Source organism: Phascolarctobacterium sp. ET69 (assembly GCF_023336935.1).
Taxonomy (GTDB): Bacteria; Bacillota; Negativicutes; order Acidaminococcales; family Acidaminococcaceae; genus Fusicatenibacter_A; species Fusicatenibacter_A intestinipullorum.
Genome location: NZ_JAMBLR010000001.1, coordinates 399,983 through 422,939 on the forward strand (window position 1 = coordinate 399,983; position 22,957 = coordinate 422,939).

Here is a 22,957-nt window from a genome sequence, read left to right on the forward strand (position 1 = left end):
TTAATCACTCGCTCCCATTAAAAATTTATGTATATCATGGTAACCGCCAATAATAGGCGCATTATTATCACAGTTAACTGCGGCGGCAATTACCGGCACATTACCGGCGCTGTGTTTGCCTGTTACGCAGCTTGTTACATGGTCGCCGCAAATAAGTATTTTAAGCGGCTCTTTAACGCTTTTTAAAACAGGGCCGATAAAGTCTTCATCAATGCGTGTTATAAAATCCGCTTTGCCGGTGTAATCATACCTGTGCGCCGCTTCGTCGCTGCCGTTAAAATGCGTAACCACAAAATCGTAATCCTTTAAAAATTTTATGGTTTGCCCTGCCTTGGCGCAAACATCAGTATCAATATCCGCCGTTGCCGTTGGCAAATCAGGCACCGGCATTTTCAGCGCGCGGGCAATGCCGCGTACAATTTCGGCCTTGCATACGGCTGCGCCTTTAATGCCATGTAAATCATGAAATGCAGGCAGCAGCTTTCTTTCAGAAGGCCCCCAAGGATAAATTCTGTAACTGATGCCGTTTCTGGCAAAAGGTTTAAGTTTTTCAGTGGTTTCATCTATAAATGTTTTTAAAAGCAATGACCTTGCTTTCAAATCACTCAAAAGCATGTCGATATTAAGCCCCATGCTCTCGTGCGGAGGCGCAATACGGCAGTCATGCAGAATCTGCCTGTCGTTATCCAGAATCAATAAATTGCGGTACTCGGAAAGATGCAAAAACTCAATTCCCTGCCACAGCTTATTGCATACGGCGGCAGCTTCTGCCATTTCTTTTGCTGTAAGCCCCATTGCGTTAAAGGAAACAAGCCTTCCGGCTTCGTCAACGGATGCCAGATTGCAGCGCAGCACCATTTCGTATTCACTGATGTCACGCCCGTTTGCCAAAAGTTCCAGATAGGCACGGTTAAGCGGAAAATCCTTCTGCTCAACGCCCAGCAGCCTTAAAATACAGCCCAGGCTTTCCGCCGGAAAATCGCTGCCGCAAATGCTTATTTCCGAATATGAACCTTTTTTCAACAGTTTGTCAATATTATGATGCCGGGCATATTCAAACGGCGTCCTGCCCCCAAAAGCATCTATCGGGTCATCTCCCAACCCGTCAATTATCACCATTAATAAGCGCATTATTTTGTACTTCCTTTAATGCTTTGATAAATCTTATATTAACGGCATGCCTTTTAACGGCAATGCGGTAATAATTTCCATTTAAGTTATGGTAATTGGCGCAGCTGCGGATTAAAAAGCCCTTCTTTAAAAGCTGTTCTTTTAAATCCTGCGGCTGTTCCAGTTTGAAAAATATATAATTAGCCTCAGAACCATAGGTTTTAGCGCCGAGCCTGTTCAGCGCAGCGGTAAGATAACGGCGTTCTTTTGCTATAAGTTTTTTTGCCTTTTTGACATATGCAGTTTCATCCAAGGCAGCACAGCCTGCTTCCTGCGCCGGTACGGAAACATTCCAGTCCTGACCGCATTCATGCAGGCGCAAAAGCAAATCCGTATCTGCCGTAAGGCAGTAGCCAAGGCGCAAACCCGGCATGGCATAGGTTTTGGTAAAGGCCTTTAATATAATAAGATTATTATTGCTTGGCAGCTTTTCAATCATGCTGTAAGCATTTTCGTCAGCCACAAAATCCATAAAACATTCGTCAATTAAAATTTTTATGTTAAGTTTTTTGCATTTGGCAATTATCTCTGTTAAAAGTTCTTTATTAATAAGTTTGCCGGTAGGATTATTGGGGTTGCAGATAACCACAAAATCAATATCCGGCGTTAACTGCCTCAAAATATCGCTTTGAGGTTCAAAATTATTTTCTTCCCGCAGCAAGTAATAATCTATCCCGCAGCCAACACTGCGCAGAGCCTTTTCATAATCGGCAAAGGTAGGCGCCAGAAGCAGTGCTTTTTTCGGCCTTAAGGCCAGCGCCAGTTTAAACAGTACATCTGCTGCACCGTTGCTGAAAAAAATGTATTCCCCGGGCACGGCTAAAAATCCGGCCAGTTTTTCCGTTAAGCGGCGGCAGAACGGGTCCGGATAATCCGCACAACCTGCAATGGATTTTACAATTGCTTTTTTTACAGACTGCGGCAAACCAAGCGGATTAATATTTGCAGAATAATCAGCAAGGTTCTTTTTGCCGCTGGCGGTATATACATCGCCGCCATGCACATAGGTATACATCATTTACTCTCCAATTATAAAAATCTTAATTAAATACACCAAAGAAAAAGTTAAAATGCTTAAAATACAGGTCATGTACATTAAGCCATTCATTTTTACAATGTCTTCGACATCCGTTTTTTTCACTTCGTCGCCAATGGTATCTTTAGGCACCCATTTGCCAAAGTAAAAATGCCCGCCGCCAAGTTTAATGCCAAGCGCACCGGCTGCCGCCGATTCCGTCATGGCCGAATTGGGGCTTAAATGATGGCGCCTGTCGCGCTTAAAAATACGCCACGAACCGGAAGCATCCATATTCAGAAAATACGCTGCCGCTACCATTAACAAACCGGAAATACGCGCCGGTATAAAGTTGGCAACGTCATCCAGCTTTGCTGCACAGCGCCCGAAATACAAATATTTATCGTTTTTATAGCCAACCATGGAATCCATGGTGTTAATTGCTTTATACAAGAATGCCAGCGGCGCCCCGCCGATAAACATGAAAAACAGCGGTGCAATAACGCCGTCAGAGGTATTTTCCGCAACTGTTTCCACGGCAGCCTTTGCAACTTCTTCATCGGTAAGTTCTGCCGTATCGCGCCCTACAATCCACGAAAGTTTTTTGCGCGCTTCCTGCAAATCGCCGCTTTTCAGTGCATCGTACACCTGCAAACTTGCTTCTTTAAGGGAACGCATTGCAAAAATCTGATAAAACATAAATGTTTCAACGGCAAACGCCAGTACCGGGCTGTACATTTCTGCCAGCGTTAAAATAAAATACGGCACGGCAAAAGCTACCGTTAAAACAATAACCACCATCACAAAGCCACCCATCAGCAAACCTTCCGGCTTTTCTCCGCAAAAGCGGCGCACGGCCTTTTCGGTTATGCTTATCAGTTTGCCTATAAAGCAAATAGGATGCGGCAGCCAGCGCGGGTCGCCAAAAATAAAATCTAAAATAAATCCCAAAATTATTGCTGTTAAAAGAACCATACTACAAACCCTTCATCATCAACCAATCATTATTTATCCCTGTATGCGCGGCAGGCTTTTACAAAATTTACAGCAAACTCTGTATTGCCCCACAAATGAATGTGCGGATAGCCTGCGTAAAGGTTCGGCGTTGTGTAAACCGCTTCCCATGCTTTTGTTCCGGAAGCCTTGGCAACGGCAAAAGTATCGCCGTTATTGGTGCTGTCGGAATAATGGAACTCGTGCCCGTTAATTTGCCCGCCTTTTTTGCACAGCATATTATCGCGCTTGGCCGTTAAAACAACATAGCCAAAACGGTTCAGTTTCTGCGTCATATAAGTTTCGCCGTCTACAACGCCAGCCCAGTCATAAACCTGCCCGCTCTTATCGCGGAAAGCCTTCATCAGGTACATAAAGCCGCCGCATTCAGCAATGCACGGCAGCCCGGAATCTACCGCATTTTTTATGCTTGCGCGCATGGAAAAATTGTCCTGCAGCACTTTGGCATACAGTTCCGGATAGCCGCCGCCAAGATACAAGCCGTCACATTCCGGCAGCTGTTTATCTTCCAGCGGGCTGAAATATACAAGCTCAGCACCGAGGCTTTCCAAAAGTTCCAGCGCGTCCTGATAATAAAAGCAAAAAGCCTTGTCGTAAGCAACGGCAATTTTTACACCGGCAATTTTTTCCTGCTGCAAATCAGTATAGGTTAATGCCGGAGCCGCTGCCGCAATTTCAAGCAGCCTGTCAAAATCAATGCTTTTTTCTGCCTGGGCAGCAAGCGTATTGATAATTTCCTGCAAACCGGTAATTTCGCCCGCTGTTACAAGCCCTAAATGGCGGCTTTCAAAATTGCAGTTTTCCATATGCGGCATATAGCCGAGCAAAGGTATGCCGGTTTCTTTTTCAATGGCTTCTTTATAAAAAAGATAACTCATTGCCGTTACATTATTTAAAACCGCACCGGCAACATTTACATCTTTACGGAAGTTTTTAAAGCCTTCAATCATAGCGGCAATGGAAAGAGCAGCCCCTTTGGCGTTTACAACCAAAATTACAGGCGTTTTGGTAAGACGCGCCAAATCGTAGGCACTGCCTTTAAACGTAGTGCCCATGCCGTCAAAAAAGCCCATAGCCCCTTCCAAAACCGCAATATCGCAATCTTTGCCGTTTTTGGCAAGCAGATATTTGGCAGTTTCTTCCGGAAGCATGAATAAATCCATATTGCGTGATTTTGTGCCGATAACACGGGAATGAAACATCGGATCGATATAATCCGGGCCGGATTTAAACGCCGCCGTTTTCAGCCCTTTGTTCATTAACGCTTTCAGCACGGCACAAGTTAAAGTTGTTTTGCCGCTGCCGCTGGCAGGTGCAGCCAGCATAAAACGCGGCAGCTTCAGTTCAGCCATTTTACTCACCCTTTTTCAATGCCGTCATTATATAAACAGGGTTCTGGGACATCATCAAATTATAAGCGCCAAGTTTTTTGGCACGCGCCGCAAACACATTTACAATATCAAGCGCGTAGGCTTCATGCTGCTTGTAATACTCCACCACTTCTATCAAAGTTTCAACGGTAATGGCATTAATTACCACACGGCAGTTTTCGTTTTTGGCATAAATGGTGTCTAACATTTTGCACAAATTACCGCCGCTGCCGCCGATAAACACGCAGTCCGGCACCGGCATTTCTTCCATTTTTTCCGAAGCCTCGCCTGAAATTACGGTAAGGTTCTCCACGCCGAACAGCTCTTTATTTTTTTCAATAAGCTGCACCGCTTCCGGATTGCGTTCAAACGCATAAACCATGCCGCGTCCGGCCTGCAAAGCAAGTTCAATGGAACAGGAACCTGTACCGGCGCCAATATCATAAATAACATCGGTTTCCTGCGGCATCAATTTGGAAATGGAAACCGCACGGATTTCCTGCTTCGTCATCGGCACTTTGCTGCGCATGAACAAATCGTCATTCAAACCGTGAACATTATGTGCCAGAGTTTTGGCGTCTTTATTAATAATCATCATTACAGAAAGCGAAGAAAACTGTTTCTGCGCAGCTTCTTCCGCCTTCATGGAACTGATATTTTCGTTATCATAAGAAAGGTTTTCACCGACATAAACCTGTACGCCGCCAAGCCCGAAACGGCACAGTTTGGCGCACAGAGCCTGCGGCGAATTTTCTCCGCCGGTAAGGGCAAATACTTTTTCATTATGGGCAACGGCTTCAATAAAATTCTGCCTGCGGCCGTGCATGCTGATAATTTTTGCGTCATCCCAGGACATTTGCAGCTGCTGCGCAAAATAAACAAGGCTGCTGATACCGCAAAAACGCACACATTCACAATCCGGCAGCTTGCCGCTGATAGTTTTGGCAAGGCTGAAAAAGCCTACATCGCCGCTTACAAGTATGCTGACAATATCTTTTTCAGGATTGGCATTTGCGCAAATATTGCATATTTCTGCCGTCTTGATGGTGTCATAAAAACGCTTTTCAGACGCAAAATTTGCAAGCATACGCTTGTCGCCAATCAAAATCGTACTTTGGTTTATTGCTTCAAGGGCTGCGCCGGTTAACAGTTTGGGGTTGCCCGGCCCAATGCCTACAATATTAACCCTTAACATTTCTTCACCTTCATTCTGCGGTCTGGTAACGCTTTTTCATCAGCGCCGCTATATCTGCATAACCGCTGCCGTGTTCGTTTTCGCTTCTGGCAATTATAACAAGTTCCGCCCCTGCTTTATGTGCTGCGGATATTTTTTCTTCAAAGCCGCCGACTTTGCCGGAATCCTTTGTTACAAGGTATTTTGCATTAAAATGCTTAATCATGGCTATGTTCAAATCTTCTTCAAACGGGCCCTGCATGCAGACCACGTTAGCAGGCTTATAGCCAAGTTCCACAGCTTTGGCCAGGGAATCCTGCATCGGCAGAATCCTCAGCGCTATACGCTCACTGTAATCCGGCACAGCCGTAAAATCAGGCAGATTTTTACTGCCGGTTGTTAAAAATATTTTGCCTTCGGTATGGCTTAACAATTCGGCTGCTTCTGCGGCGTCGTGCACAACTATGGCACTGCCGTAGCCTGCTTCCGCCGGGCGTACAAGCCGCAGATACTCCGTATTGTTTAAAGCGCAGGCTTCTTTTACGGTTTGCGTAACCACCGTAGCATACGGATGTGTAGCGTCAATTACACAGTCCGGCTTGTGTTCTGCCAAAAAGCTGCACATAGCCGTTAAATCCATACGCTCCGGCAGAACTTTAACATTATTGTGTTCTTCAATAAGGCCGGCTCCGTACAAGGTCGCCACCGAAACATAAATTTCAATATCAAGCGCGGCAAGTTCTTTTACAAGGCCGCGTCCTTCGCTTGTACCGCCGATAATCCAAATGCGTCTGTTCACAGCTTATAGCCTCTGGGGGTAACCAGTTTGCCGTTAATAACTTCGGTTTGCGAGTTGCCGATAATTACAGTGGAGAACATATCTACCTGTTTATCGCGCAGTTCCTGCAAAGTAGTAATTTCATAAGTTTCGCCGTCGCGGCCGATGTTGCGCACAATGCCTGCCGGTACATCCGGGCGCTGGTTTTTCAGCATAATGTCGCAGGCTTTCTGCAAATAATCGTGGCGCTTAAAGCTGGAAGGATTGTACAGGCAAATGCAAAAATCAGCCTGAGATGCGCAGTCGAGGCGTTTTTCAATTTTTTCCCACGGAGTCAGCAAGTCGCTTAAAGAAATAAGGCAGAAATCACTGATGAGCGGAGCGCCGAGCACTGCCGCACCGGAGCAGGCTGCGGTAATGCCGGGAACTACTTCAATATCCAGTTCCGGATGGTCTGCCGCTACCTGGTACATAATGCCTGCCATGCCGTAAACGCCTGCATCGCCGCTGGAAATCATGGCTACGGTTTTGCCTTTCAGAGCTTCTTCAACAGCAAGGCGGCAGCGGTCAACTTCCTTACGCATGCCGGTTGATAAAAATTCCTTGCCGGGAAAATCATTTTTAATCAAATCTATATAAACATGGTAACCCGCAATAACATCACACTTTTCAAGCGTGTTTTTAGCGCGTGCTGTCATTTGCTCCACACCGCCAGGGCCTAAACCTACTACATAAACTTTCTGCATTTTACACCATCCTAAATTTATTTTAAAAATCTATTATCAGCGGTTCTTCGGCAACCGCTAAGGTAACACCGTCATGAGCTGTTTTCCGCAATTTAAGGCAGCCGCCGCTTGCAAGCACTGCTGAACGCTCACAAACGTTATCAACGCCTGCAATGCTTTTTACAAAAGCGCTCGGCGTAAAATCACCCTTTGCCTGCTGCAGTTCTGCGGCGGTATAAAATTTTACCGGCACATTATGCTTTGCCGCAAAAGCAAGCAGCCCGGCTTCATCTTTTTTTAAATCTACCGAAGCTATGCTTTTTACGCAGCGCATGTCAAACCCATGCTTTTCCATTTCAGCAAGCACAAAATTTTCTATTTTTTCTAAAGGCGTATTTCTGCGGCAGCCAATGCCCAAATGTAAAATTTTAGGCATTAAAACAACTGTTGTGCCAAACGGCTTCTTGTTTTTGCAGGTTGTTACAGCCATGCCGGTTTCTCCGCTGCCGGCAAGTTCCACGCCGGAAGGCAGAGCACCTTTAATTGCGTAATCGCTGCATAACCCTGCCGTTTTGCCCGCAACAAGCGCCGCTGCAAAATCTTTGGCAGCCTGCATGCTTTCAATAACCATGCCGCGCCTTGCCGCCCATTCGTCAACCGCAAACAGGTTATTAACATCGGTTGCGGTGGTAACAACGGGCACGGCTTTAATTGCGGCGGCAATCTGCCTTGCAAGCTCGTTGGCACCGCCGATATGGCCCGAAAGAAGAGATATTACAAAGTTTGCACATTCATCAATAACAAGCACTGCCGGGTCGGTGGTTTTGCTTTTAACATACGGCGCAATGGCGCGCACCGCAATGCCGCTGGCACCAATAAATATCAGCGCGTCAGCCTTATTAAAATACTCCGCGCAAACAGCCTTGTAATCATCAACAGCAGTTAAACCTTCGCATACACCGGCAAACTTCGACATAGTGCAGCATTTTGCCTCGCAGCCAATGCCTGCCAAAAACCTGCCTATAGCGGCGTTAAGCAGCCCGCCGCGTTTGCTGAAGGAAAAAATAACTGCCAGCATTATTTAACCTCAGGTTTAATATCCAGTTTGCTGGGGTCTGCTTCGCGGTAGCCGTGTGCAAAGGTCGGATTATACAGTTCGCTTCTGTCGTATTCGCTGCCAAGGAAATAGCCGACAGTAATGAGCGCGGTTTTGGTAATATTGTATTTGGCCGCGGTTTCGGCAATAGTGCCTACCGTGCAGCGGCAAACTTTTTCATCCGGCCAGGAAGCCTTATAAACAATGGCTGCCGGGGTATCTTCCTTATAACCGCCTGCAATGAGTTCTTTCTGGAGTTTTTCCAGCATGCTGGAGCTTAAAAAGATTACCATTGTTGCATTGTGCGCAGCATAATCGGCAATTTTTTGTTTTGAAGGAACAGGAGTGCGCCCTTCCATACGGGTAATAATAACCGACTGGCTTACATTCGGCAGAGTGTATTCTGCTTTTAAAGCGGCTGCAGCAGCGCAGAAGGAACTTACGCCGGGCACAATTTCATAATCGAGCCCATAGCTGCGCAGAAGGTCAATCTGCTCGCGGTGAGCGCCGTAAATACTGGGGTCGCCAGTGTGCAGGCGTACAACAAGCTTGCCGCTCTGTGCTGCCGGTACCATGGCTGCAATAACTTCTTCCAAAGTCATTTTTGCGCTGTCCATAATTACGCAGTCAGGTTTCGCATATTTTAAAAGTTCTGGGTTAACTAAGGAACCGGCATAAATAATAAGGTCAGCCTTTTCCAAAAGTTCTTTGCCTTTCACCGTAATTAAATCCACGGCACCCGGGCCTGCGCCAATAAAATAAATCATTTGTCAAACTCCTTTTCCTTAACTAAAATTATCGAAAAATAACTGCTTTTTTCGTCAATCTCATTCAAATCACGGTAAACTTTTTCGCCTGGCAGTCCGCAGCGTTCTACCATTGCGGCATGGCTCAAAAGGCCGCGCTCTTTAAGTTCATCACGCACACTGGCAATCTGGCTGGCCGATTTCATCAGCACCTTGTTGCCGGGCGCGTCTAAAAATTTACTCGATTCTTTATAACTGCCTGGCAGGATGATTAAAGGCTCTGCCTTTTCGCACAGCGATACGTTAAGCTTTGCGGCAACGGCGCAGAAGCTGGTTACACCGGCAACGAGCTCTGCATCATAGCCTGCTTTAAGCACCAGTTTATGCACATAAATGCAGGTAGCGTAAACAGTCGGGCAGCCAAGCGTGATGAACACCACGTTTTTGCCTTCATCCAAAAGTTTGGTAATGGTATCGGCGCCTTCCTGGTGTGCCTTGGCCAAAGCGTCTTTATCCTTCGTCATCGGCATGTAAATAACAACCTGTTCCTTTTCGTCGATATTTACAATCTGATTAACGATATTTTTTGCAGTCATAATATCGCCGTCGCCTTTGGGAAGTGCCACAACATCGCATTCCTTCAAAAGGCGTACTGCCTTCAGCGTCATCAGTTCCGGGTCGCCGGGGCCAATGCCTACGCTGTACAATTTACCTCGCATTATCTTCATCCTTCCTTTTCATCTGATGCAGTTTTATAAGTTCATCTGCATGGGCTGTTTTGCCCAAGATGCCATATACGTTGGAGAACATCAGCGCGCCGGTTTTTAATTTGCCATGCACGCGGTGCTGCATATAATAATCTATCTTTTCCGTAACGGCAGGCATAACTTTGTCAAACAGGTTTTCTGCCTTTAAAATTTTAATAACTTCGTCAGTAGTCAGCGCTTCGTAAATTTTACGCCCTGTTTCAAGGCCAGCGCCGTTAAACAGCGCCTGCAAGGCAAACAGTTCGGTGCGGCAGTCCGCATACTTGCTGTGCGTATTCATTACGCCCTGCGCCAGTTTTACCAGCTTGCCGCTGTGCCCTATTAAAAGCAGGCTTTCAAAGCCTTTATACACGGCGTAGTCCAAAAGCTCGCCTACAAAATTACTGCATGTAACGGCGTTGTCAATATCCACCTGCAAATTATCACGTGTAAAATCTTCGCCGTAGTTGCCAAAAAATACCAATAAATCTTTATTGCCCTTTTCGGCCTGCACATTTATTTCGGTGTACATGGTTTCAATCAGCGCTGTGTCGCTCATCGGCTCAACTATGCCGCTGGTGCCCAAAATGCTGATGCCGCCTTCAATGCCAAGGCGCGGGTTAAAAGTTTTCGGCGCTATCTGTACACCTGCCGGGGCAGATATTGTAACCTTCAAGCTGCCGCTGTAATTAAACTGTTCTGCTGCATCGCGCAGGCTTTTTAAAATCATTTTGCGCGGCACAGGGTTAATGGCAGGGCCGCCCACGCTGCACGCAAGGCCCGGCTTTGTTACCCTGCCGACGCCTTCGCCGCCTTCGATAATATCTTCCGGCGCGTCAGTTTTTTCTACTTTAGCATAAATTAAAATGCCATTGGTGTCATCAGGGTCGTCGCCGCTGTCTTTTTGTATGGCGCAGCAGGCGTAATCCGGCGTCATTTCAACCTCGTGCGTTTCAAGGTGCAGCCGCACGCCTTTTGGTGTATCTATATCGGCAAAATCAATGCGGCGCCCCGAAAGCAGCATCATAGCCGCAGCTTTGGCAGCAGCGGCGGCGCAGCTTCCGGTTGTGTAACCGCAGCGCATTTGTTTGCCCTGCGAAAATGTGTATTCTTCCATAAAAATCCTTTCCAACTCCGGCATATCCTGCCGGAAACAGCTGCCTTTAATAATAAAAAAGGCTCCTGCCCTACGGCAGAAGTCACAAATACCAACAACACCGCTTGCGCAGTGTTCTTTTTTGCTCTCTCCATCGCCCGTAGATACAGCCATTATCAGCCATGCTTCCGGCTAAAACCGGCGGCGGGACCGCTGCGGGCTTGCACCGCAGTACACAGGCCGATTTATTCACTTACCGTACCATTATAACATAGAATTTTTAAAAATCCAATAAAAAATAATCCTACGCAAGTTAAATATTGCCCGCTTTGCGCGCCCCTGCTATAATAATACAGATACAGGAGGACGATATTTATGAATATGCAGGAAATGATTGCACGCATTAACTTTCTGGCGCGCAAAAAACGCACCGAGGGCTTAACCGAAAGCGAACTTATTGAGCAGAAAGAACTTTACGAGCTTTACCTTGGCAACATCCGTGCGCAGGTAAAACAAAAATTGGACAGCATTACCTTTGTTGATAAAGAACCGCCGGTGCAGCACTGATGTTTACTTTAGGCCCCGGAACCGTTTATTATGAAGACGAATTTTTGCTTGTCATCAATAAGCCTGCCGGAATGCTGGTACACCCAACGGTAAAAGAGGACGGCGGCACTTTATATAATTTTGTTAAGCGCTATTATGAAGCCAGCCATATAGAAAGCGGCCTGCACCCCGTTTCAAGGCTCGACCGCAATACCTCCGGGCTAGTTGTTTTTGCCAAGCAGCCGCGCATACAGTTTTTGCTTTCGCAGCAGCAAATGGTAAAAAAATACCTCGGCATTACGGCAAACCTTCCGCCTGCCGCAGAAGGCATTATTGAAGCGCCCATTGCCCGCAAGGAAGGCAGCATAATTGAGCGCTGCATCAGCGAAAGCGGCAAATATGCCCGCACCGATTACCGCGTGCTTTTTACAAATAAAAACATGGCACTTGCGGAGCTTACGCTGCACACGGGGCGCACCCACCAGATACGCGTTCACCTTGCGCATATAGGCTGCCCGCTTTATAACGACAACCTCTACGGAACGCCCGGTCCGCAGAGCCGCCACGCGCTGCACGCCAGTTATTTAAAATTTACCCACCCCGTTACCGGCAGGGTTTTGGAAATTTCCTGCGGGCTTCCGGAAGATTTGCGTAAAATTATATACTAATTATCAATATAGTATGCTATAATTAACTTATAAAATTCTTGAAAAGGAGTTGTAGCAAATGCCATTAGTAACATCTACAGAAATGTTTAAAAAAGCCTATGAAGGACATTACGCTGTTGGCGCGTTCAATGTCAATAATATGGAAATTATACAGGGAATTGTTTCTGCCGCCAAGGAAGAAAATTCCCCTTTAATTTTGCAGGTTTCCGCAGGCGCACGCAAATACGCCAGCCACATTTATTTAATGAAACTGGTAGAAGCAGCCGTTGAAGACACCGGCCTGCCCATCTGCCTGCACCTTGACCACGGCGAAGATTTTGAAATCTGCAAAGCCTGCGTTGACGGCGGCTTTACCTCCGTTATGATTGACGGCAGCAAGCATCCGTTCGAAGAAAACATTGAGCTTACCAAACGTGTTGTTGACTACGCCCACAACAAAGGCGTTGTTGTTGAAGCCGAACTCGGCCGCCTTGCCGGTGTTGAAGACGCAGTTAAAGTAAACACCAAAGACGCTACTTACACCGACCCTGACCAGGCAGTAGAATTTGTAGAACGTACCGGCGTTGACTCTCTGGCTATCGCTATCGGCACCAGCCACGGCGCTTACAAATTTAAAGGCAAACCGGAACTTGATTTTGCCCGCCTTGAAAAAATTACCAACATGCTGCCGGGCTTCCCGCTTGTACTGCACGGCGCATCCACCGTTATTCCGCAGTTTGTTGAAGAATGCAACAAATACGGCGGCAAACTGGACGGCGCACAGGGCGTACCGGAAGACATGCTCTTAAAAGCTGGTAAATTCGGCGTTTGCAAAATTAACATTGATACCGACCTGCGCCTTGCCATGACTGCTTCCATCCGCAAATATATGCACGAACATCCTGCTGATTTTGACCCGCGCCAATACTTAAAACCTGCACGCGAAGCCATTAAACAAATGGTAGTTCACAAAATGCGCGACGTACTGAACAGCAGCGGCAGACTGTAATAATCACAATTTTAAACCTGAATTAAACTTAAAGCACTTGTATATAAGGTTCACCCTAATGCAAGTGCTTTTGTTCTGCCTGTTTACTTAATATTTCAGCAACGGGTATTTTTTTAATATCAAATCACTATGCCAAAACTGATTTTTCACTCCGTTTTCCGTACATTATTTCAAACTTTTTAATCATAACAAATAAAAATGCGGACACATCATAGTAAAATGAGTTTTAATTTATATTTCACCTTTTAACGTTACTATAAACACATCTGACAAGGAGTGTGATTTAAGATGATTTACCGCCTCAAAAGATGGAGCGCCGCCCTGCTGCTGGGAATGTTTTTAAGCCTGCTAAGTATATTGCAATGCTTTGCGGCAGGCACCGTCAGCCAAGTTAACTTGCATATCGGGCAAACGCCGGATGCTGTTTACCTCACCTATTCCGCGCCGGACGCAGCACAGGGAGCGTTTTCCGTAACAGGGCCAAAGGGAACTGTTGATTATGCCGCCAATCCTGTCTGGTCGGATTCAGCAGGCAAATACCTTTATTCTGCCAAAGTAGATGGGCTTGCACCTGATAGTAACTATACCTATAACATTGCAGGCTCTTATTCCGGCACGTTTAAAACACCGGCAGAAACAGGTGCTTTTACCTTCGCCTTTTTAACCGACACACAGATTGGTTTTGAAGCTGACGCCAAAGCAACTGGAGCCATGTTCTCTCTGCTGAACAGCCGTGATGATTTGGCTTTTGCCTATATTGCCGGTGATATAACAGACTCCTCCCGTAATGAACGGCAATGGGAAATGCTTTTTGAAAACGGCGGTATAAATGCCAATGCCGGGCAAACCTTTTTCGGCAGCCACCTTATTGCTGCCGCACAGGGCAACCACGACAACAGCAGTTTCAGCGGCCACATTACTGCTCCCTGCGCCAACAGCGGCGTAGGCCCTGTTGTTTATGCTTTTGATTACAGCAACGTAAAATTTGTAGTTCTTAACATGAACAACCCGGACACCTGGGCAGCACAGGCAGATTTTCTGCGCCAGCAGGCAGCCGATGCCAAAAATAACGGCAAGTGGCTTGTTGCCTGTTTTCACCAATCGCTCTATTCCGGCGCCGCACATATCGTGGATTCCGGCATTATATCCGCACGTAAATTCTGGTCACCCCTGCTGGCAGAACTTGGCGTAGATTTGGTTTTGCAGGGGCATGACCATGTATATGCCAGAGGCTTTGTAACCGGCACTGGCAGCAATGCAAACCTAAGTGCGGAAAATAATACCTATCGCAGTGTTTCCGGTATTCCTCTCTACATTACCGGCGGGCATTCCGGCGCGGTTAAATGGTATGCGGCACGCAATTACCAGATTTCTGCCGGTGACCCACTGACACCCAATTACAGCTTTCTGGATGTAAATTCCGCAGCGCCTGCCCAAAATCCTTGGGGCACAGATACCAGCAAAACACATGAATAATCATATATTTTAATTAATGTTGACGGTGATACCATGACTATTTCCACCTATATGTTCCGTTACGACGGATTATCCGATAAAATGGCAACTCCTCCCTATCTGTACGACAGTTTAACCATAAGCAGATAAGATACAATCTTATAAATTTTAATGCAAAAAGTGCTTGTATTCAGAGCAACATCTGATACAGGCGCTTTTTTATATAAAAAATAAGGCTCCGCAAACCACGGAACCTTTGTGAATTTATTTATTGAACTTTATGTACTGCTTCCGCCATTTCTTTTACGTAATCGCTAACGGGCTGTACGCAGTCCGTACCGTATTTGCCAACTATTTTTACAACTGCGCTGCCAACAATGGCGCCATCACTTACTGCCGCCATTTCTTCGGCCTGCTTAGGCGTTGCTATGCCAAAACCAACTGCCGCCGGCACATTCGTTGCCTGGCGTATTTTTTCCGTCATAGCGGCAATGTCGGTGGTAATGTCGCTGCGCACGCCTGTAACACCAAGTGAAGAAACAATATACACATACCCTTCCGCATCTTTGGCAATCATTTTAATGCGCTCGTCAGAGGTCGGCGCTACCAGCGGAATTAAATCCACGCCGTACTTACGGCAAAGCTCTGACAGCGGCGCTTTTTCTTCGTAAGGCACGTCCGGTACAATAATTCCGTCCAGCCCAACGCTTTGGCAGTTTGCCAGAAATTTTTCCGTGCCATAGGTAAAAATGGGGTTGATATAAGTTAAAAACACCAGCGGCACATCCGTTTTTGTGCGTACGTTTTTTAACATGGCAAAAATTTTATCGGTTGTGGTACCTGCGCTTAAAGCACGGATGTTGGCTGCCTGAATTACTTCGCCCTCCGCCACCGGGTCGGAAAAAGGTATGCCCAGTTCAACAATATCCGCACCGGCGTTTGCCATGGCAACAATAAGCTGCTCGGTAACATCAAGGTTCGGGTCGCCTGCCGTTATAAAAGGTATGAAACATTTACGCTGTTTTTTGAAAGCTGCTGCTATTTTACTCATGCAAATCCACCCCCATGTATCTTGCAATGGCTGCTACGTCTTTATCGCCGCGGCCGGAAACATTTACTACGATAATTTTATCTTTCGGCAAAGTAGGCGCCAGCTTTTGTGCATAGGCAATAGCGTGTGCGCTTTCGATAGCCGGAATAATGCCTTCTGTTCTGGAAAGATAGCTGAACGCCGCTACCGCTTCGTCGTCAGTTGCCGATACATACTGTGCACGCCCGCTATCATAAAGAGCCGCGTGTTCAGGCCCTATGCCGGGGTAATCAAGCCCTGCCGAAATGCTGTATACCGGTGCAATCTGGCCGTATTCATCCTGCAAAAAGTAAGATTTCATGCCGTGGAAAATGCCGAGGCTGCCGCGGGCAATGGTTGCCGCCGTCTGCGCCGTATTAACGCCGCGCCCTGCTGCTTCCACGCCGATAAGCTGTACTTCCTTGTCGGGAATGAAATCATAAAACAGGCCCATGGCGTTAGAGCCGCCGCCCACGCAGGCCATTACAATATCCGGCAGGCGGCCTTCTTTTTCAAGAATCTGGGCTTTCACTTCCTTGCCGATAACGCTCTGAAAATCGCGTACCATTTCCGGATACGGGTGCGGACCCATAACGGAACCAAGCACATAATAGGTGTCGTTTACATTGGCAGTCCACTGGCGCAGCGCTTCGTTAACGGCATCTTTAAGGGTTTTGGTGCCGCTTTCCACCGCTACTACCTTTGCCCCCAAAAGTTCCATGCGGAATACGTTCAGAGCCTGACGTTCGGTATCTTCGCGCCCCATATAAACCGTACATTCCATATCCATCAGCGCAGCCGCCGTTGCCGTTGCCACGCCGTGCTGGCCTGCGCCTGTTTCCGCAAGCACACGCTTTTTGCCCATTTTTTTGGCCAGCAGCACCTGCCCCAGCACGTTGTTTATTTTATGCGAGCCGGTATGGTTCAGGTCTTCGCGCTTTAAATAAATTTTAGCGCCGCCAAGGTCTTTGGTCATCTTTTCGGCATAATACAAAAGTGAAGGGCGGTTGGCATATTCATGAAAAAGTTCCTGCAATTCTTTGTTAAACTGCGGGTCGTTTTTATAATATTCATAAGCCTTTTCAAGCTCTATAACCGCGTGCATCAATGTTTCCGGTATATACTGCCCGCCGTGTATTCCGTATCTTCCTTTAGTCATCATATTCATCCTTTCACCTGTTTTATAAAATTTTTAATTTTAACTTCATCCTTACTGCCGCCGCTTTCCACTCCGCCGCTTACGTCAACGGCGTAAGGCTTTAAGCCTTTTAATGCACTGCGCACATTTCCGGCATTCAGCCCGCCGGCTAAAAAGTAAGGTTTATTTATTTTAACGCCCTTTAAAAGCTGCGTGTCAAACTGCCTGCCCGTTCCGCCGTATGAGGCTGTGCTGTAAGTATCGAACAAAAAATACTCGCAGTTGTAAAACGCGGCTTTTTTTATGTCTGCTTCTTCCCTTACGCGCACGGCTTTAATAATTGGCAGCGTGCATATTTTGCGCAGTTCCGCAATATAGGCGTTGGTTTCATCTCCGTGCAGCTGCACCATGTTTATTATGCCAAGTTCGGCAGCCGCGGCAATTTCCTCCGGCGGGGCATTTACAAAAACCCCAATGCTCTTTATTTTTTTATTCAGTTTTGCTTTCAGGATGCGTGCCGTTATTAAACTTACATACCGTTTGCTTAACGGATAAAACACAAAGCCGGTAAAATCAGGCTTTTGCCTGTTTACCAATTCCACGTCCTGCAAAGTTTTTATGCCGCAAATTTTTACCTTTACCATCACTCAACACCTGCCAGTTGTTTCAGCGCACCTGCTGCATCACCGCTGCGCATCAGCGTTTCACCTATTAATACAGCGTCTGCACCGGCGTTTTGCAGTTTTATAATATCATTGCGCGTTTTTATGCCGCTTTCCGCCACAAAAGTTATGCCCGGCGGCACCAGCTTTTTTAAACGCAGGCTGTTGTTAAAATCAACCGTAAAATCCTTTAAGTTGCGGTTATTAACGCCTATAATTTCCGCACCGGCTTTCAGCGCCGTTTCCAGCTCCGCTTCATCATGCACTTCCGTTAAAACATCAAGCCCAATACTTTTTGCCGCGGCAAGATATTCGCGCAAAACGCTTTCTTCCAAAAGTGCCGTTATTAAAAGTATGGCGTCAGCGCCGATAAGTTTTGCTTCGTAAATCTGCGCTTCGTGTACGGTAAAATCCTTACGCAGAACAGGAAGCGAAATGCTTTGGCTGATTGCCTTTAAATATTCGTTGCTGCCTAAAAAATACTGCGGTTCCGTAAGGCACGACACGGCTGCCGCACCAGCTTTTTCGTAAGCCCCGGCCTGCAAAACCGGGTTAAAATCCTTTGCGATAAGCCCTTTGAAAGGCGAGGCTTTTTTTACTTCGCAGATAAAAGAAAGCCCCTCCTTTTTTAACGCCTGCCCAAACCCGCGGTTTACCTGCGGCAGCGCTTCCGCCTCACGGCGCAAAGCATTTAAACCATATTTTTTTATCAGTTCACCGGCACGTTCTTTAGATGCCGCCGCTAAAGTATCAAGTATCATAAAAGCCTCACATATTGCTTAATTTTACAAGCTGCTGCAATTTTTTGTAAGCCCTGCCGCTGTCAATGGTTTCTTCTGCCAGAGCTGCACATTCCTTAATGCTGCCTTTGCCGCCGAGATATAAACTTACGGCACTGTTTAAAACAACTGCATCGCGTTTGCTGCCGCGTTCCGTGCCGTTTAAAATATTCGTGGTTATCTGCGCGTTTTCCTGTGCATCTCCGCCTACAAGGTCGGCTTTGGAGCAGCGTTTAAAGCCCAAATCAGCAGGGTCGAAAATATATTCCGTAACTTTGCCGTTAATAATTTCGGCCATTGTGTTGGTTGAAGAAACCGTTACTTCGTCAAGCCCGTCGTTGCCGTAAACCACTATGCCGCGTTTAACGCCGAGGTTTGAAAGCACGCGCGCCAGCGGCAGCACCAGTTCCTTCTGGTAAACGCCCAAAAGCTGCAAACTTGCAAAGGCCGGGTTTGCCAAAGGCCCTATGATATTAAAAATGGTTCTGATGCCGATTTCCTTGCGCACCGGGCCTGCATAACGCATTGAAGCGTGGCAGGACTGCGCGAACAAAAAGCAAAGGTTAATTTTTTGCAGCAGTTCTTCGTTTTTCTCTGCCGGCAAATCTATTTTTACACCCAAAGCTTCAAGTACATCGGCGGCGCCACTTTTGCTTGATACGCTGCGGTTGCCGTGCTTTGCCACCGGCTGCCCGGCCGCACTTATTACAAAGGCACTGGTTGTGGATATATTAAAAGTATTCGCGCAATCGCCGCCTGTGCCTACTATATCAAGAACGTCACCCTGAGTATGGATGCGGCTGCATTTTTCGCGCAGCACCTGCGCACAGGCGGTAATTTCGTCTATTGTTTCACCTTTCATGCGCATGGCGGTAATAAAAGCCGCAATCTGGGCATTGGTTGCGCCGCCGCTCATAATCTGGTCAAAGGCTTCGCGTGTTTCTGTTCCTGCAAGGTTCTGCCCTGCTGCAAGTTTGGCAATTGCTGTGTTAATCATTTTTTAATCCACCTTAAATATCAGTCACTCAAAAAATTTGCAAGTATTTTCATGCCGTCCGGCGTCATTACCGATTCCGCGTTACCATATCGGCAAAACATTCCTTTGCAACCGGTACAACCATATAATCAGCGGCATAGGCTTTTACTTCATCCAAACTTAAATTCAACATTTTGTCCCCCCTGAAAGTTTTTTGTTGGAAATGGCTGCCGCGCTAAATAAAAAAGCCTGTCCCTGTAAATATACAAGGACAGGCAATAATGCTATAAACCTGCGGTACCACCTTGATTCGCGGAAGATTCCGCGCACTTTAGCAGAGTGCCAACACACCCCTCGCCCGTAACGCTGGCGCTGCGTTGCAGAATACTCACAGAAAAACCTGCTTTGACTGCACCCTCAACGGTCCATTTATCAGACTGCATTTCTATCCGTTCCCAGCAACCGGACTCTCTGTGAGCGCATTTTCTGACTTGATCTCCGTCTCGTAGGTTTAGTGGTAATTATTAACTTGTGTATAGTTTACGCACAATACTGTAATTAGTCAACAAATTTTTATCAAAAGCCTTAAAATTTTTAATTTTGCTGTAAATGTGTAAAGCAGTTTACAAATTTATGCACATAAACGTTAATCGTCTTTGCGCAAAACTATTTTACTTACACGGTCATTGGCATCAATATAAAAATCAAGCCCGGCATCTTCATAATCACCGTCATTCGGAAAATCATATCCAAGCATCATGGTTTGCTTTAAACTTTCGTCATTTTTATCAGGCGTAAAATAAACCACTCTGTTAGGCATGCCGTACTGTCCTACAACACGTGCGGCTTCATCGCCGTTGCTTACGCCGCGCATGGTTGCAAACAAGGACGATTTGCCTTCCATAGCCGTAATAATATGTTTTTTACGGTTAACGCTGATTTTTACATCTGCATACTCATAAACATAATCACCGTGTTCTTTGCCTTCTTTAAGCAGTTTGCCGAGAGCCGCGTTTTCCGGCACAAAAACATCGTCAAGTTTCCATTCGCCAAAATTAATATCCTCGTCATTAAGCAAGGGTTCAGCTTCCGCAGGCGTTAAATATTCGGTTGCAATGTAACCCTTATGCCCGTTCCATACGGCTTCAGCCCAGGGCTGCTCGTCTTTTGTAATGCGCAGCAGCGAATGGCGCGGCAGGCAGCTGATTATGTTATTGCTTACGGCAGGATTGGCACGGAAATTAACGTCATCTTCTGCCAAAATCATAAATTCGCCGCTTTTGTAGCCGCTTACGCGTTCGGTTGAATAAAATTTTGTCAAATCTTCTGCCGATGCAGAATTTGCAAATACGGCAAGGCTGATTGCCGCCGTAGCCGTCAAAGCCAAAACTCCCTTAAACATTACTGCTTTGCTGCTCCTTTCTTATTTTGCAAGCTGTTCTTTTAAATAGTTTTCTGCTGCTTCCAGCTGAGTGTCTTTCATGCTTTGCAGGTCAAGCTCAACCTCAACATCCGGCTTAATGCCGGTGCCGTGAATGGAACGCCCGCTCGGCGTATAATATTTGGCTGTTGTAAGTTTCAGCCCTGTATTTTCACTTAATTTATAAACGGATTGAACCGACCCCTTGCCAAAAGTCTGCACGCCGAAAAGCTTGCCCGCACCCGTATCCTGCACGGCACCGGCAACAATTTCAGCCGCACTGGCGCTGCCGTGGTCAACAAGCACAGCCAGCGGATATTTGACTTTTTCAAGGTTTGATTCTTCAACAAAGGTATTGCCGCTGCGGTCCTTAATAGATACCACCGTGCCTTTGGGAACAATGTACTGCGCAACTTTTACGCATTCGCCCAAAATGCCGCCGGGGTTATGGCGCAAATCAAGCAGCAAGGCCTGCATGCCTTCTTTTTCAAGCTCTATATACTTTTTGGCAAAATCGGCGCCGGTCTGTTCGTTAAATACCGAAATGCGTATATAACCGATTTTTGTACCGGGCAGCATCTGCCCACCTACCGATTCTACCTTAATATCGCCGCGGATAACGCGCACGGTGCGCTCTGCGCCGTCTGCGCTTTCAAGAAGCAGCTCCACTTCCGTGCCCTGTTTGCCGCGTATTTTGGCAACAACATCCTCCAGCTGCATACCGTCAACATTCGTGCCGTCAACGGCAAGAATTTTATCTCCAGCTTTTATTCCGGCTTCATCGCCCGGTGTTCCTTTCATTGGCGCAACTACAACAAAATCATCGTCCTTTTTGCCAAGAACCACGCCAATACCGCCAAAAACACCGTCCGTCAAATCAGTAATTTCGCTGAAGCTTTTCTTGTCAAGGTAAGCGGAATACGGGTCGCCCAAAGCCTTAACCATGCCGGAAGTAGCACCGTCAAACAGTTTTTCGCTGTCAACCGGCTCCACATAGTTATCGCGCACGGTAACAAGTGTTTTTAAAAATACCATGCCTCCGGCAGAACTGCCGGCCGCTTTCTGCACCAAAGCCATGATAACGGCCAAGGTAATTACTGCTGTACAGGCACATGCCAGCAGCAAAGTTAAAAAGTTAAACCTTTTTTTCAGCATTTATGCCCCTCCAATTGCAGCCCATTACGGCAGATAGTTCATCGGGTCGGTAAGTTCACCGTTCAGGCGTGCTTCAAAATGGCAGTGCGGGCCGGTAGACCAGCCGGTGCTGCCTGCAAGAGCTATCGTCTGGCCCTGCTGCACATACTGGCCTTCAGATACCCACAGTTCACTGTTATGCCCATACAAACTTACAAGCCCGCCGCCATGGTCAATCATTACGCAGTAGCCATAACCGCCCAGCCAGCCGGAATATACAACCGTGCCGCTGTCCGCCGCAGCAATAGGCGTACCGGTGTCACAGGCAATATCATAACCGGAATGGTAACGGGTAGTGCCGAAAATAGGATGTGTACGCCAGCCATAGTAGGAAGTAATTTCGCCCTGCACCGGCCAGATAAATTTGCCCGTGCCTCCGCCGCCCGGCATACCGCCCGCATTTTGCAGGCTGCGCAGCATGCTGGCAATGTTTTCGCTGATAGCGGCAAGGCGGTCGTACTCGCCTTCAACCTGGCTGCGTTCTTCTTCGGCAGCATATAAAAGCTGCGCTCTTTCTTCACGCCGTGCTTCTGCTTCCTGGCGTTTTACTTCAAGTTCTGCCCTCAAAGCATCAAGCTCCTTTGTCTGGGCATCAAGTTCTTCCTGCCGCTTTTCAATTTCAGCCATTGATTTGTTAATGGCATCAAGCATTGCAATATCGCGGCTGATTATTTTTTGCAGCAGGAACATACGGGACGAAAAATCGGAAAAATCTTTCGCACCCAAAAGTACGTCCAGATAGTTAATCTGTCCGTTGATATAAATATCGCGCAGGCGCTTTTTAAAAATGTTCATCCTGCGTTCAAGGTTGGCTTTTTCTTCTGCCAGTTTAGCCTGATTATCGGCAATGGCAGCATCAAGTTCCGCCTGGCGGGCATTAATCTCGTCAAGGCGTATCTGCAGCTGGCGCAGTTCACTTACTACTTCTTCCATACGGCTGCTGGCCGCATCGGCAGCACGCCTTGCTTCTTCGCGCTGCGTTTCCATATCGCGCATCTGCTGCTGCACCCTGTCATATTCAGCTTGTTTTTCAGAAAGTTCGTCGGCGTAACCATGCAGCACCGGCAGGCCTGCAACACATGCCGCCAGAACTGCCGCCAGAACTTTACTTTTCAACATGCGCAGCCCTCCC

The 22,957-nt window shown here is 47.0% G+C and carries 23 protein-coding genes; 4 read left to right on the plus strand and 19 right to left on the minus strand.

The features are described 5' to 3' along the window. The 11 genes from M3079_RS01955 to cbiD are packed head-to-tail and all read right to left on the minus strand — an operon-like array spanning position 1 to position 11,104. On the minus strand, positions 1–1,131 hold the full coding sequence (locus M3079_RS01955; RefSeq protein ID WP_249076893.1) for a hypothetical protein: 1,131 nt from the start codon (positions 1,129–1,131) through the stop codon (positions 1–3). Beyond that, entirely contained in the window at positions 1,106–2,188 is a 1,083-nt protein-coding gene (locus M3079_RS01960) for a threonine-phosphate decarboxylase (RefSeq protein WP_249076894.1), read from the minus strand. Before M3079_RS01960 ends, M3079_RS01955 begins: the two co-directional genes overlap by 26 nt. Beyond that, positions 2,189–3,160 (minus strand): adenosylcobinamide-phosphate synthase CbiB, encoded by a 972-nt coding sequence (cbiB, locus tag M3079_RS01965; RefSeq protein WP_249076895.1) that lies wholly within the window; start codon positions 3,158–3,160, stop codon positions 2,189–2,191. Between the two features lie 29 nt (positions 3,161–3,189). After that, positions 3,190–4,551, minus strand: a complete 1,362-nt coding sequence (locus M3079_RS01970) for a cobyrinate a,c-diamide synthase (protein ID WP_249076896.1) — start codon at positions 4,549–4,551, stop codon at positions 3,190–3,192. Position 4,552: 1 nt separating this feature from the next. Further along, the gene (cbiE, locus tag M3079_RS01975) at positions 4,553–5,764 is read right to left on the minus strand and encodes a precorrin-6y C5,15-methyltransferase (decarboxylating) subunit CbiE (protein ID WP_249076897.1); all 1,212 of its coding nucleotides are present in this window, start codon (positions 5,762–5,764) and stop codon (positions 4,553–4,555) included. A gap of 10 nt (positions 5,765–5,774) precedes the next feature. Next, the gene (gene cobK / locus M3079_RS01980) at positions 5,775–6,542 is read right to left on the minus strand and encodes a precorrin-6A reductase (RefSeq protein ID WP_249076898.1); all 768 of its coding nucleotides are present in this window, start codon (positions 6,540–6,542) and stop codon (positions 5,775–5,777) included. Continuing rightward, a complete protein-coding gene (gene cobJ, locus M3079_RS01985; RefSeq protein ID WP_249076899.1) occupies positions 6,539–7,267 on the minus strand; it encodes a precorrin-3B C(17)-methyltransferase in 729 nt (242 codons plus the stop codon). The genes cobK and cobJ overlap by 4 nt, the downstream gene beginning before the upstream one ends. Positions 7,268–7,289: 22 nt before the next feature. Then, on the minus strand, positions 7,290–8,324 hold the full coding sequence (locus tag M3079_RS01990; protein WP_249076900.1) for a cobalt-precorrin 5A hydrolase: 1,035 nt from the start codon (positions 8,322–8,324) through the stop codon (positions 7,290–7,292). Next, the gene (gene cobM, locus M3079_RS01995; protein WP_249076901.1) at positions 8,324–9,109 is read right to left on the minus strand and encodes a precorrin-4 C(11)-methyltransferase; all 786 of its coding nucleotides are present in this window, start codon (positions 9,107–9,109) and stop codon (positions 8,324–8,326) included. Before cobM ends, M3079_RS01990 begins: the two co-directional genes overlap by 1 nt. Continuing rightward, positions 9,106–9,807: a precorrin-2 C(20)-methyltransferase gene (gene cobI, locus M3079_RS02000; protein ID WP_021716358.1), complete on the minus strand. Its 702-nt coding sequence runs from the start codon at positions 9,805–9,807 to the stop codon at positions 9,106–9,108. Before cobI ends, cobM begins: the two co-directional genes overlap by 4 nt. Continuing rightward, positions 9,797–11,104, minus strand: a complete 1,308-nt coding sequence (gene cbiD / locus M3079_RS02005) for a cobalt-precorrin-5B (C(1))-methyltransferase CbiD (protein WP_249076902.1) — start codon at positions 11,102–11,104, stop codon at positions 9,797–9,799. The genes cobI and cbiD overlap by 11 nt, the downstream gene beginning before the upstream one ends. A 201-nt stretch (positions 11,105–11,305) precedes the next feature. Between cbiD and M3079_RS02010 the strand changes: the two genes are divergently transcribed. The 4 genes from M3079_RS02010 (at position 11,306) to M3079_RS02025 (ending at position 14,608) form a co-directional block, all read left to right on the plus strand. Further along, positions 11,306–11,497 (plus strand): DUF896 domain-containing protein, encoded by a 192-nt coding sequence (locus tag M3079_RS02010; protein WP_249076905.1) that lies wholly within the window; start codon positions 11,306–11,308, stop codon positions 11,495–11,497. After that, a complete protein-coding gene (locus tag M3079_RS02015) occupies positions 11,497–12,144 on the plus strand; it encodes an RluA family pseudouridine synthase (protein WP_249076906.1) in 648 nt (215 codons plus the stop codon). Before M3079_RS02010 ends, M3079_RS02015 begins: the two co-directional genes overlap by 1 nt. Positions 12,145–12,202: 58 nt before the next feature. Further along, the gene (gene fba, locus M3079_RS02020) at positions 12,203–13,132 is read left to right on the plus strand and encodes a class II fructose-1,6-bisphosphate aldolase (RefSeq protein ID WP_021716354.1); all 930 of its coding nucleotides are present in this window, start codon (positions 12,203–12,205) and stop codon (positions 13,130–13,132) included. 288 nt (positions 13,133–13,420) lie between these two features. Next, positions 13,421–14,608 carry a metallophosphoesterase gene (locus M3079_RS02025; RefSeq protein ID WP_249076907.1) on the plus strand — a complete coding sequence of 396 codons (1,188 nt, stop codon included), beginning with the start codon at positions 13,421–13,423 and terminating at the stop codon, positions 14,606–14,608. Between the two features lie 247 nt (positions 14,609–14,855). Here M3079_RS02025 and trpA read toward each other — a convergent pair whose 3' ends face one another. The 8 genes from trpA to M3079_RS02065 all read right to left on the minus strand — a co-directional run bounded on the left by trpA (position 14,856) and on the right by M3079_RS02065 (position 22,944). Continuing rightward, positions 14,856–15,638: a tryptophan synthase subunit alpha gene (gene trpA / locus M3079_RS02030; protein WP_249076909.1), complete on the minus strand. Its 783-nt coding sequence runs from the start codon at positions 15,636–15,638 to the stop codon at positions 14,856–14,858. Then, on the minus strand, positions 15,631–16,815 hold the full coding sequence (trpB, locus tag M3079_RS02035) for a tryptophan synthase subunit beta (RefSeq protein WP_249077105.1): 1,185 nt from the start codon (positions 16,813–16,815) through the stop codon (positions 15,631–15,633). Before trpB ends, trpA begins: the two co-directional genes overlap by 8 nt. Before the next feature lie 5 nt (positions 16,816–16,820). Then, the gene (locus M3079_RS02040; RefSeq protein WP_249076911.1) at positions 16,821–17,438 is read right to left on the minus strand and encodes a phosphoribosylanthranilate isomerase; all 618 of its coding nucleotides are present in this window, start codon (positions 17,436–17,438) and stop codon (positions 16,821–16,823) included. Continuing rightward, positions 17,438–18,217 (minus strand): indole-3-glycerol phosphate synthase TrpC, encoded by a 780-nt coding sequence (trpC, locus tag M3079_RS02045; protein ID WP_249076913.1) that lies wholly within the window; start codon positions 18,215–18,217, stop codon positions 17,438–17,440. Before trpC ends, M3079_RS02040 begins: the two co-directional genes overlap by 1 nt. Before the next feature lie 7 nt (positions 18,218–18,224). Beyond that, on the minus strand, positions 18,225–19,232 hold the full coding sequence (gene trpD, locus M3079_RS02050; protein ID WP_249076915.1) for an anthranilate phosphoribosyltransferase: 1,008 nt from the start codon (positions 19,230–19,232) through the stop codon (positions 18,225–18,227). A gap of 625 nt (positions 19,233–19,857) precedes the next feature. After that, on the minus strand, positions 19,858–20,613 hold the full coding sequence (locus M3079_RS02055) for a hypothetical protein (protein ID WP_249076917.1): 756 nt from the start codon (positions 20,611–20,613) through the stop codon (positions 19,858–19,860). A gap of 21 nt (positions 20,614–20,634) precedes the next feature. After that, positions 20,635–21,786: a S41 family peptidase gene (locus M3079_RS02060; protein WP_249076918.1), complete on the minus strand. Its 1,152-nt coding sequence runs from the start codon at positions 21,784–21,786 to the stop codon at positions 20,635–20,637. 24 nt (positions 21,787–21,810) lie between these two features. Then, complete coding sequence (locus M3079_RS02065; protein ID WP_249076919.1) at positions 21,811–22,944, minus strand: M23 family metallopeptidase; 1,134 nt, start codon at positions 22,942–22,944, stop codon at positions 21,811–21,813. Positions 22,945–22,957 lie beyond the last annotated feature (13 nt).

Excerpts from the sequence above, each read along its gene's own strand:
- M3079_RS01970 (WP_249076896.1), bottom strand. The coding sequence starts at position 4,551 with ATGGCTGAACTGAAGCTGCCGCGTTTTATGCTGGCTGCACCTGCCAGC.
- M3079_RS02015 (WP_249076906.1), top strand. The coding sequence starts at position 11,497 with ATGTTTACTTTAGGCCCCGGAACCGTTTATTATGAAGACGAATTTTTG.
- trpD (WP_249076915.1), bottom strand. The coding sequence starts at position 19,232 with ATGATTAACACAGCAATTGCCAAACTTGCAGCAGGGCAGAACCTTGCA.
- cobM (WP_249076901.1), bottom strand. The coding sequence starts at position 9,109 with ATGATTTATTTTATTGGCGCAGGCCCGGGTGCCGTGGATTTAATTACG.
- M3079_RS02060 (WP_249076918.1), bottom strand. The coding sequence starts at position 21,786 with ATGCTGAAAAAAAGGTTTAACTTTTTAACTTTGCTGCTGGCATGTGCC.
- trpB (WP_249077105.1), bottom strand. The coding sequence starts at position 16,815 with ATGACTAAAGGAAGATACGGAATACACGGCGGGCAGTATATACCGGAA.
- cobJ (WP_249076899.1), bottom strand. The coding sequence starts at position 7,267 with ATGCAGAAAGTTTATGTAGTAGGTTTAGGCCCTGGCGGTGTGGAGCAA.
- M3079_RS01955 (WP_249076893.1), bottom strand. The coding sequence starts at position 1,131 with ATGCGCTTATTAATGGTGATAATTGACGGGTTGGGAGATGACCCGATA.
- M3079_RS01960 (WP_249076894.1), bottom strand. The coding sequence starts at position 2,188 with ATGATGTATACCTATGTGCATGGCGGCGATGTATATACCGCCAGCGGC.
- fba (WP_021716354.1), top strand. The coding sequence starts at position 12,203 with ATGCCATTAGTAACATCTACAGAAATGTTTAAAAAAGCCTATGAAGGA.
- cbiE (WP_249076897.1), bottom strand. The coding sequence starts at position 5,764 with ATGTTAAGGGTTAATATTGTAGGCATTGGGCCGGGCAACCCCAAACTG.
- M3079_RS02025 (WP_249076907.1), top strand. The coding sequence starts at position 13,421 with ATGATTTACCGCCTCAAAAGATGGAGCGCCGCCCTGCTGCTGGGAATG.
- M3079_RS02040 (WP_249076911.1), bottom strand. The coding sequence starts at position 17,438 with ATGGTAAAGGTAAAAATTTGCGGCATAAAAACTTTGCAGGACGTGGAA.
- M3079_RS02065 (WP_249076919.1), bottom strand. The coding sequence starts at position 22,944 with ATGTTGAAAAGTAAAGTTCTGGCGGCAGTTCTGGCGGCATGTGTTGCA.
- cobI (WP_021716358.1), bottom strand. The coding sequence starts at position 9,807 with ATGCGAGGTAAATTGTACAGCGTAGGCATTGGCCCCGGCGACCCGGAA.
- M3079_RS01990 (WP_249076900.1), bottom strand. The coding sequence starts at position 8,324 with ATGCTGGCAGTTATTTTTTCCTTCAGCAAACGCGGCGGGCTGCTTAAC.
- cbiD (WP_249076902.1), bottom strand. The coding sequence starts at position 11,104 with ATGGCTGTATCTACGGGCGATGGAGAGAGCAAAAAAGAACACTGCGCA.
- cbiB (WP_249076895.1), bottom strand. The coding sequence starts at position 3,160 with ATGGTTCTTTTAACAGCAATAATTTTGGGATTTATTTTAGATTTTATT.
- trpC (WP_249076913.1), bottom strand. The coding sequence starts at position 18,217 with ATGATACTTGATACTTTAGCGGCGGCATCTAAAGAACGTGCCGGTGAA.
- M3079_RS02010 (WP_249076905.1), top strand. The coding sequence starts at position 11,306 with ATGAATATGCAGGAAATGATTGCACGCATTAACTTTCTGGCGCGCAAA.
- trpA (WP_249076909.1), bottom strand. The coding sequence starts at position 15,638 with ATGAGTAAAATAGCAGCAGCTTTCAAAAAACAGCGTAAATGTTTCATA.
- M3079_RS02055 (WP_249076917.1), bottom strand. The coding sequence starts at position 20,613 with ATGTTTAAGGGAGTTTTGGCTTTGACGGCTACGGCGGCAATCAGCCTT.